Consider the following 8,942-nt stretch of genomic DNA (forward strand, 5'->3'; position numbering starts at 1 on the left):
CATAAACATAAAATTAAGAGGTGAAAATTGTGATTACGAAACCAGATAAAAACAAAGTCCGCCAAAAACGCCACCGTCGCGTCCGCGGAAAACTCTCTGGAACTGCTGATCGCCCACGTTTGAACGTATTCCGTTCTAATACAGGCATCTACGCTCAAGTAATTGATGACGTAGCGGGTGTAACGCTCGCAAGCGCTTCAACTCTTGACAAAGAAGTTTCAAAAGGAACTAAAACTGAACAAGCCGTTGTTGTTGGTAAACTCGTTGCTGAACGTGCAGTTGCTAAAGGTATTTCTGAAGTGGTGTTTGACCGCGGTGGATATCTCTATCACGGACGTGTAAAAGCTTTGGCTGATGCAGCTCGTGAAAACGGATTGAAATTCTAAGAGGGAGGACACTAGAAAATGGCATTTAAAGACAACGCAGTTGAACTTGAAGAACGCGTCGTTGCAATTAACCGTGTTACAAAAGTTGTTAAAGGTGGACGCCGTCTTCGCTTTGCAGCTCTTGTAGTGGTCGGTGACCGCAATGGCCGTGTCGGCTTCGGTACCGGGAAAGCTCAGGAAGTACCAGAAGCTATCCGCAAAGCGGTTGAAGATGCAAAGAAAAACCTGATTGAAGTACCAATGGTTGGCACAACCATTCCTCACGAAGTTCTTTCAGAATTCGGCGGAGCAAAAGTATTGCTTAAGCCAGCTGTGGAAGGTTCTGGGGTTGCTGCTGGCGGTGCGGTTCGTGCTGTCATCGAATTGGCTGGTGTGGCGGATGTTACATCTAAGTCACTCGGTTCCAACACTCCAATCAACATCGTTCGTGCAACGGTTGAAGGCTTGAAACAATTAAAACGCGCTGAAGAAGTTGCTGCCCTTCGTGGTATTTCAGTTTCTGACTTAGCATAAGAAAGGAGATTCAAATGGCTCAAATTAAAATCACTTTGACGAAATCTCCAATCGGACGCATTCCGTCACAACGCAAAACTGTTACAGCACTTGGACTGAGCAAACTGAACAGTTCTGTTATCAAAGAAGACAACCCAGCAGTACGCGGTATGGTTACAGCTGTTTCTCACTTGGTAACGGTCGAAGAAGTGAAGTAGGCCTATCGGCTGAACAGCTTTACTGAAAATAAACTAGGGGATGTGAGATTTTCTCAGCCCCTAAAACTAAATATATGTATAGGCGAGTTTGTATGGGGGACACCTTTTCTCCCATATGAGCGCTAGCAATTTACAAAAGAGGAGAAAAGAAATAATGAAACTTCATGAATTACAGCCTGCTGCAGGCTCGCGCAAAGTTCGCAACCGTGTCGGTCGTGGTACATCGTCTGGTAACGGTAAAACTTCTGGCCGTGGTCAAAAAGGTCAGAAAGCGCGCAGCGGCGGCGGTGTTCGTCTTGGTTTTGAAGGTGGACAAACTCCATTGTTCCGCCGTATTCCAAAACGCGGTTTCCTGAATATCAACCGCAAAGAATATGCAATTGTCAACCTTGATCAATTAAACGTCTTTGAAGACGGTGCAGAAGTAACTCCAGTTGTTCTTATCGAAGCAGGAATTGTGAAGGCTGAAAAATCAGGTGTTAAAATCCTTGGTAATGGAGAATTGACCAAGAAGCTGACTGTTAAAGCAGCGAAATTCTCTAAATCAGCTGAAGAAGCTATCACTGCTAAAGGTGGTTCAGTTGAAGTCATCTAAGCGAGGTGACCTATGTTTTTCAAATTATTAAAAGACGCACTAAAAATTAAACAGGTACGGTCTAAGATTCTATTCACCATTTTTATCATCTTAGTCTTCCGTATCGGTACAACCATCACGGTTCCGGGGATCAATGCCAAGGCCTTGAGCAATCTCAATGATTTGCCTTTTCTGAATATGCTCAGTCTGGTCTCAGGGAATGCCATGCGCAATTTCTCTGTCTTTGCTCTCGGAGTCAGCCCCTACATTACCGCTTCAATCGTGGTCCAGCTCCTGCAGATGGACTTGCTGCCCAAGTTTGTAGAGTGGGGCAAGCAGGGGGAAGTGGGCCGCAGAAAGCTCAATCAGGCAACCCGCTATATTTCCTTGGTTCTGGCTTTTGTTCAGGCTATCGGAATTACCGCAGGATTTGACACCCTATCCAGTGCGAATTTGGTGGCCAGTCCGAACTGGCAGACCTATGCCCTGATTTGCGCTCTTCTTGCGACTGGGTCCATGATTGTGACCTGGCTGGGGGAGCAAATCACGGATAAGGGCTACGGCAACGGTGTTTCCATGATTATCTTTGCCGGTATCGTTTCGGGCATTCCGGATATGATTAAAGGTATTTACGAAGATTATTTTGTGAATATTCCAAGCGAACGCCTGACGTCCTCTCTTATCTTTGTCGGCATTCTGATTGTGGCGGTCTTGTTGATTATCTACTTCACGACATTTGTGCAGCAGGCAGAATACAAGATTCCGGTTCAGTATACCAAGATTGCTCAAGGGGCGCCATCCAGCTCCTACCTTCCGCTCAAGGTCAACCCTGCGGGCGTGATTCCAGTCATCTTTGCCAGCTCGATTACAGCTGCTCCGGCAGCGATTTTCCAAGTTGTCAGTGCACTGGGGTATGATGCGGCTTGGGTTCGTACAGCTCAGTCGCTTCTAGCAACGACTACTGTCAGCGGGATGTTTATGTATGCCTTTCTGATTGTTCTTTTCACTTTCTTCTACACCTTTGTGCAGATCAATCCAGAAAAGACAGCAGAAAACCTGCAAAAGAGCGGTGCTTACATCCCAGGAGTCCGTCCGGGCAAGGGAACCGAAGAATACATGTCCAAACTGCTTCGCCGTCTGGCAACAGTAGGTTCGCTTTTCTTAGGTTTTGTTACGATTATTCCGATTCTGGCCAAAGATGTCTTTGGACTGACTGATGCGGTTGCCCTTGGGGGAACCAGCCTCTTGATTATCATCTCGACGGGTATCGAAGGAATGAAACAGCTGGAAGGCTACCTGCTTAAGCGTAAGTACATCGGCTTTATGGATACGACAGAATAAGGAGAGAGCCTTCTTTCGTCAGAAGTGAGAAGATGCTCATATCCAATGCTGGCCAGACTTTAGGGCTGGCCGGAATAGTTAAAAATAAAGGGGATAGAGAAGCCTGCTTCTCAACCCCTTCTATTTTGTTTTTATAGTCAATTCGTTAAATCCGCCGGGTCTGATACTCTTAGAAAATCTCTTCAAACTAGGTCAGCTCGGCAGTCTTCCATGCTGTTGGAGCAAAGTGAGCTATTGACCGATTATCGTCATTTAGTGTATCTTTTATTCCTTTGCAGGCTCGCCTTGCCGTACTTTTGAGACTTTCTCACGGTCTTTTTATCCGCAGCCTCAAAGCAGTGCTTTGAGCAGCTGACACTTCCTAGCAGAAGCTTTATCTGCCACCTCAAAGCCTCCGCTGAAGGTTTTGAGCGGCTCGCTGCTCTATCGTATCGTTCTGTATTTAAGCGATAGGCTGAAACGGTCCCTCGGACAGTCTCACCACTAAAAGTGAACGAAAAGACTATAAAAGACAAAGGAAGCAAGGGTGTCTGCTGCCGGCTATCGCCTTGGCCGGGGCTGAGACGCCGTCGGTTTCAAGGCGGAGAAAAGGCTATACGAATGTTTTTAAAATGAAAAGGAGACTGATCATGAATCTTTTGATTATGGGTTTACCAGGAGCTGGTAAGGGAACACAGGCTGCTAAAATTGTGGAACAGTTTCATGTTGCGCATGTTTCAACTGGTGATATGTTCCGTGCAGCAATGGCCAATCAGACAGAGATGGGTGTGCTGGCCAAGTCTTACATCGATAAAGGTGAGTTGGTGCCGGATGAAGTAACAAACGGCATCGTAAAAGAACGGTTGGCGCAGGCAGATATCGCAGAAAAAGGCTTTTTGCTGGACGGCTATCCGCGAACCATTGAGCAGGCACATGCTCTGGACAGCACTCTGAAAGAGCTGGCGATCAAGCTGGACGGAGTCATCAATATCGAGGTAGATCCGAACAGCCTCTTGGAGCGGTTGAGCGGCCGGATTATCCACCGTGAGACGGGCGAAACTTTTCACAAGGTCTTCAATCCGCCTGCTGACTATAAAGAAGAAGACTACTATCAGCGCGAAGACGATAAGCCTGAAACAGTCAAACGCCGTTTGGATGTCAACATTGCCCAAGGACAGCCGATTATTGACTACTATCGTGCCCAAGGTTTGGTCCATGATATTGAGGGAAATCAAGAGATTGAAAAAGTCTTTGCAGACATCGAAAAAGTCTTGGTAAAATTGAAATAAAGCGCTTTTCATGCTTGCAATATTTGACAAGTAGTGATACAATGAATTAGTCTGACTTATAATTGTTACCTCTGTGCTCAGAGGGATGAATCGAAATTTATGGAGGTACTTTTGCGTGGCAAAAGACGATGTGATTGAAGTTGAAGGCAAGGTTGTTGACACCATGCCGAATGCAATGTTTACGGTTGAACTTGAAAATGGACATCAGATTTTAGCAACAGTTTCTGGTAAAATTCGTAAAAACTATATTCGTATTTTAGCGGGAGACCGTGTTACTGTCGAGATGAGTCCTTACGATTTGACGCGTGGACGGATCACCTACCGCTTTAAATAATCGAAATACTTGGAGGGATAAGAAATGAAAGTAAGACCATCGGTCAAACCAATTTGCGAATACTGCAAAGTCATTCGCCGTAATGGCCGTGTTATGGTGATTTGCCCGGCAAATCCAAAACACAAACAACGTCAAGGATAATAGAAAGGAGAAAAAATGGCTCGTATTGCTGGAGTTGACATTCCAAATGACAAACGTGTGGTTGTGTCACTGACTTATGTGTACGGTATCGGACTTCCAACTTCTAAGAAAATCCTGGCAGCTGCCGGAGTTTCAGAAGATATCCGTGTAAAAGATCTGACAATCGAACAAGAAGACGCGATCCGTCGTGAAGTAGATGCCATCAAAGTTGAAGGGGACCTCCGCCGTGAAGTAAACCTCAACATCAAACGTCTGATGGAAATCGGTTCATACCGCGGCATCCGTCATCGTCGTGGACTTCCTGTCCGTGGACAAAACACTAAAAATAATGCTCGCACTCGTAAAGGGAAAGCTGTTGCGATTGCAGGCAAGAAAAAATAATATAAGGAGGTAAAAAGTCTTGGCTAAACCAACACGTAAACGTCGTGTGAAGAAAAATATCGAATCTGGTATTGCACACATTCACGCTACATTTAATAACACTATTGTTATGATTACTGATGTGCATGGTAACGCGATTGCTTGGTCATCTGCCGGTGCTCTTGGTTTCAAAGGTTCTCGTAAATCTACACCATTTGCTGCCCAAATGGCATCTGAAGCAGCTGCTAAATCTGCACAAGAACACGGTCTTAAATCAGTTGAAGTTACTGTTAAAGGTCCAGGTTCTGGTCGTGAGTCAGCTATTCGTGCTCTTGCTGCCGCTGGTCTTGAAGTAACAGCTATTCGTGATGTGACTCCTGTACCACACAATGGTGCTCGTCCTCCAAAACGTCGCCGTGTATAATCACCAACAACTACACTGCTTTTCGTTTAAGAGGGAGTATAGCAAATGATTGAGTTTGAAAAACCAAATATAACAAAAATTGATGAAAATAAAGATTATGGCAAGTTTGTCGTAGAACCGCTGGAGCGTGGCTATGGCACAACCCTTGGAAATTCACTTCGCCGTGTGCTGCTGGCTTCCCTTCCAGGTGCAGCCGTTACTTCGATTAACATCGAGGGAGTATTGCACGAGTTTGATACAATTTCCGGTGTCCGCGAAGACGTGATGCAAATCATTCTCAACGTCAAAGGAATTGCTGTAAAATCTTACGTCCAAGACGAAAAGATGATTGAACTGGATGTCGAAGGTCCTGCAGAAGTCACTGCCGGAGATATCTTGACGGACAGTGATATCGAAATTATTAACCCTGATCATTATCTCTTTACTATCGGAGAAGGTGCCAGCTTTAAGGCGACCATGACTGTTGACAGCGGCCGTGGCTATGTACCGGCTGATGAAAATAAGAAGGATGATGCACCAGTGGGAACACTAGCAGTGGACTCTATCTACACGCCAGTGACAAAAGTTAATTACCAGGTTGAACCGGCCCGTGTCGGCAGCAACGATGGTTTTGACAAACTAACCCTTGAAATTTTAACGAATGGAACCATCATTCCGGAAGATGCCCTCGGTCTTTCTGCCCGTATCTTGACAGAACACCTGAATCTCTTCACCAACCTGACAGAAGTAGCGATTGCTGCCGATGTGATGAAGGAAGCGGAAAAAACTTCCGATGACCGCATTTTGGAGCGGACGATTGAAGAGCTGGATCTGTCAGTGCGTTCATACAACTGCCTGAAACGTGCAGGAATTAACACTGTATTTGATTTGACAGAAAAATCAGAGCCTGAAATGATGAAAGTTCGTAACTTGGGCCGCAAGAGTCTGGAAGAAGTAAAAGTAAAACTTGCTGACCTTGGTCTGGGGTTAAAAAACGATAAATAAAGGAGGAATACATGGCTTACCGTAAACTAGGACGCACTAGCTCGCAACGTAAAGCATTGCTGCGCGATTTGACTACTGATTTGCTTATCAACGAATCCATCGTGACGACTGAAGCTCGTGCTAAAGAAATCCGTAAAACAGTTGAAAAAATGATTACACTTGGCAAACGTGGTGACTTGCATGCCCGCCGTCAAGCAGCCGCTTTTGTACGCAACGAAATTGCATCAGAAAACTACGATGAAGAAAGTGATAAATATACTTCAACAACTGCTCTTCAAAAACTGTTCTCTGAAATTGCACCTCGTTATGCTGAGCGCAATGGTGGATATACTCGTATCCTGAAAACTGAACCGCGCCGTGGCGATGCAGCGCCAATGGCAATTATTGAATTAGTATAATTTTTATCAATTTTGTTGAGTGTTATGATGATGGAGCAGTTTATTTTGCTCTTAGTCTAGCTCTGGTCTACCGCCAGAAGTTTCTTCTGGCGGGAACACTCATCATCATGATAAGAAGTGGCGACGCTTGTTTACGAAATTGCTTTTGAATAAAAACAATTTCGTAAGCAGGCGTTTTTTGTATTCTAATAGGAAAAATCCTCGAATTTTGTTATACTGTTTTAGTACTCATACTTGAGGACTGTGATTGGCCAAGCGGGCAGCTATAGTCTTTTAGTCTGCTTTCAGCCTATCGCTTAACATACAGGACGATAGGGCAGCGAGCTGCTCAAAAGCTCCAGTGGAGGTTTTGAGGCGGCAGATCAAGCTTCTGTGAGGAAGCCTCAAAAGGGGACGGCTGATGAGGCTGGGACGACGAACTAAATTTTTAAGAATTTAGTTCCCTTTATCTCCAGCCTCCAACAGTCCTTCTGGACTGTTGGAGCAAGGCGAGTTAACGACGGAATAAAAGAGAAATGAAATGACGATATCTCAATGAAAATCAAATCAGCAAATTAGGCAGACAGCTTCCTTTCCATCCCGTCTGCTCCTGCCTTGTCTGCTTTCGGTTTTCTTGGAGTATCCTATGGTTTTTCATAGGTTGAGCACTAAAGATTTTTTAACTGGCATGAACTTTTTATAGGAGCGGTACACGATGGATTCTATTCAGATTTTAAAAGAACGTTATCTCAAAAATATACAAGAAAATCCGCATCTCTACATTGGCATCGAATTGGAGTTTCCCATTGTGAACTGTCTGGGAGGGGCTACCGATACGGAGGTCGCTAAGGCACTTTTGAAGCGTCTGGCATCGGATTATCCGTTCGAGATTGAAAGAACTGACAGAGAGGGCAACCCCATTCAGCTCAAATCCCGTGAAAATGAAGATCGTCTTCTTTTTGAGCTTTCTTATAATACACTTGAATTCGCCTTCGAAAAAGCAGATGTGATTCAGGAAGTTGACGAAAGGTTTCAGCAGTATTTAGCGCTTATCCAGCCAATCTTGCAGGAAAATCATCATGAAATTCAAGGGGAAGGTCTCCACCCTTTTTGGCAGGAAAATGACAATAGGCCGGTCAACTATCCACGCTATGAAATGCTGATGCAGTATTTAGCCTTAAGCAAGCAGACCGTGGCAGAAGGGCTGCATGGTTATCCTGAGTATGGCGCCTTTATCTGCGGCAGTCAGGTGCAGCTGGATATTTCTAAGAGCAATTACCTGCGGGTCATCAACGTTTTTAATCAGATTGAAGCAGCCAAGGCTTATCTTTTTGCCAACTCGGCATTCGACCTCTGGGATACCAAGATCTCCCGCGACCGTTTTTGGGAAGATTCTATGCATGGTATCCTTAGGGAAAATGTCGGTGTCAATCCGGTTGATTTTGCTTCAGAGAAAGAATTTTTCGATTATTTGAACCGTTCTGCAATTTTTACCGCTGAACGGGAAGGAGAGACTTATTATTTCTACCCGATTGCAGCAGCCGTCTATTTGGAACAAGAAAATATAAAGGCCTATGATTTGACTGGAAGGGAGGTAATCCTGACCCCTTCAGCAGCTGATTTCAGCAGTCATAGGAGCTATCAGTATCAAGATTTGACAACCCGCGGCACTGTAGAGTTCAGAAGCACCTGTACCCAGCCGCTGGCGCGGACCTTTGCTCCGGCAGCCTTCCATCTGGGAATCCTAGCTAATCTTGAGCAGGCAGAAATTTACCTGCAGACATGCTCTTTTTTCAAGAAGGAAGGCAGAGATTATCAGCAGTTAAGAAGAAGATTTTCCGGAAAGCATTTGAGCGAAGAAGAAAGAGAGCAGATAGAAAAATTTTCAGATGATTTAGTTCGCATTGCCGCTGAGGGTCTCCAATTTCGGAAGAAAGGAGAGGAAAAGTACCTTTTTTGCCTTCAAAATAGAAAAAGCCAATAAAAAACAGAAAAAAATAGAAAAATGACTTGACATAGCGAGGTGCAGGTGATATACTAATA

The 8,942-nt window shown here is 44.8% G+C and carries 13 protein-coding genes; all 13 read left to right on the forward strand.

Annotated features, from left to right (window positions below):
* Positions 1-29 precede the first annotated feature (29 nt).
* The 13 genes from rplR (at position 30) to DHL47_RS12065 (ending at position 8,883) form a co-directional block, all read left to right on the forward strand.
* Positions 30-386, forward strand: a complete 357-nt coding sequence (rplR, locus tag DHL47_RS12005; RefSeq protein WP_005592009.1) for a 50S ribosomal protein L18 — start codon at positions 30-32, stop codon at positions 384-386.
* Between the two features lie 18 nt (positions 387-404).
* Positions 405-899 carry a 30S ribosomal protein S5 gene (rpsE, locus tag DHL47_RS12010; RefSeq protein WP_006269137.1) on the forward strand — a complete coding sequence of 165 codons (495 nt, stop codon included), beginning with the start codon at positions 405-407 and terminating at the stop codon, positions 897-899.
* A gap of 14 nt (positions 900-913) precedes the next feature.
* Positions 914-1,096 (forward strand): 50S ribosomal protein L30, encoded by a 183-nt coding sequence (gene rpmD, locus DHL47_RS12015; protein WP_128837608.1) that lies wholly within the window; start codon positions 914-916, stop codon positions 1,094-1,096.
* A 154-nt stretch (positions 1,097-1,250) separates the two neighbouring features.
* The gene (gene rplO / locus DHL47_RS12020; protein ID WP_128837609.1) at positions 1,251-1,691 is read left to right on the forward strand and encodes a 50S ribosomal protein L15; all 441 of its coding nucleotides are present in this window, start codon (positions 1,251-1,253) and stop codon (positions 1,689-1,691) included.
* 12 nt (positions 1,692-1,703) lie between these two features.
* On the forward strand, positions 1,704-3,011 hold the full coding sequence (gene secY / locus DHL47_RS12025; protein WP_128837610.1) for a preprotein translocase subunit SecY: 1,308 nt from the start codon (positions 1,704-1,706) through the stop codon (positions 3,009-3,011).
* 629 nt (positions 3,012-3,640) lie between these two features.
* Positions 3,641-4,279: an adenylate kinase gene (locus tag DHL47_RS12030; protein WP_128837611.1), complete on the forward strand. Its 639-nt coding sequence runs from the start codon at positions 3,641-3,643 to the stop codon at positions 4,277-4,279.
* Between the two features lie 115 nt (positions 4,280-4,394).
* Positions 4,395-4,613, forward strand: a complete 219-nt coding sequence (infA, locus tag DHL47_RS12035; protein WP_001029883.1) for a translation initiation factor IF-1 — start codon at positions 4,395-4,397, stop codon at positions 4,611-4,613.
* A 24-nt stretch (positions 4,614-4,637) separates the two neighbouring features.
* Positions 4,638-4,754 carry a 50S ribosomal protein L36 gene (rpmJ, locus tag DHL47_RS12040; protein ID WP_001808836.1) on the forward strand — a complete coding sequence of 39 codons (117 nt, stop codon included), beginning with the start codon at positions 4,638-4,640 and terminating at the stop codon, positions 4,752-4,754.
* 15 nt (positions 4,755-4,769) lie between these two features.
* The gene (rpsM, locus tag DHL47_RS12045) at positions 4,770-5,135 is read left to right on the forward strand and encodes a 30S ribosomal protein S13 (protein WP_002894516.1); all 366 of its coding nucleotides are present in this window, start codon (positions 4,770-4,772) and stop codon (positions 5,133-5,135) included.
* Positions 5,136-5,154: 19 nt separating this feature from the next.
* Positions 5,155-5,538 (forward strand): 30S ribosomal protein S11, encoded by a 384-nt coding sequence (gene rpsK, locus DHL47_RS12050; protein ID WP_001118385.1) that lies wholly within the window; start codon positions 5,155-5,157, stop codon positions 5,536-5,538.
* Positions 5,539-5,583: 45 nt separating this feature from the next.
* A complete protein-coding gene (locus DHL47_RS12055) occupies positions 5,584-6,522 on the forward strand; it encodes a DNA-directed RNA polymerase subunit alpha (protein WP_128837612.1) in 939 nt (312 codons plus the stop codon).
* An 11-nt stretch (positions 6,523-6,533) separates the two neighbouring features.
* Positions 6,534-6,920 (forward strand): 50S ribosomal protein L17, encoded by a 387-nt coding sequence (rplQ, locus tag DHL47_RS12060; protein ID WP_128837613.1) that lies wholly within the window; start codon positions 6,534-6,536, stop codon positions 6,918-6,920.
* Positions 6,921-7,614: 694 nt separating this feature from the next.
* Positions 7,615-8,883: a glutamate-cysteine ligase family protein gene (locus DHL47_RS12065; RefSeq protein WP_209552045.1), complete on the forward strand. Its 1,269-nt coding sequence runs from the start codon at positions 7,615-7,617 to the stop codon at positions 8,881-8,883.
* Positions 8,884-8,942 lie beyond the last annotated feature (59 nt).

It is taken from the genome of Streptococcus panodentis, assembly GCF_017884005.1.
In the GTDB taxonomy this organism is placed as follows: Bacteria; Bacillota; Bacilli; order Lactobacillales; family Streptococcaceae; genus Streptococcus; species Streptococcus panodentis.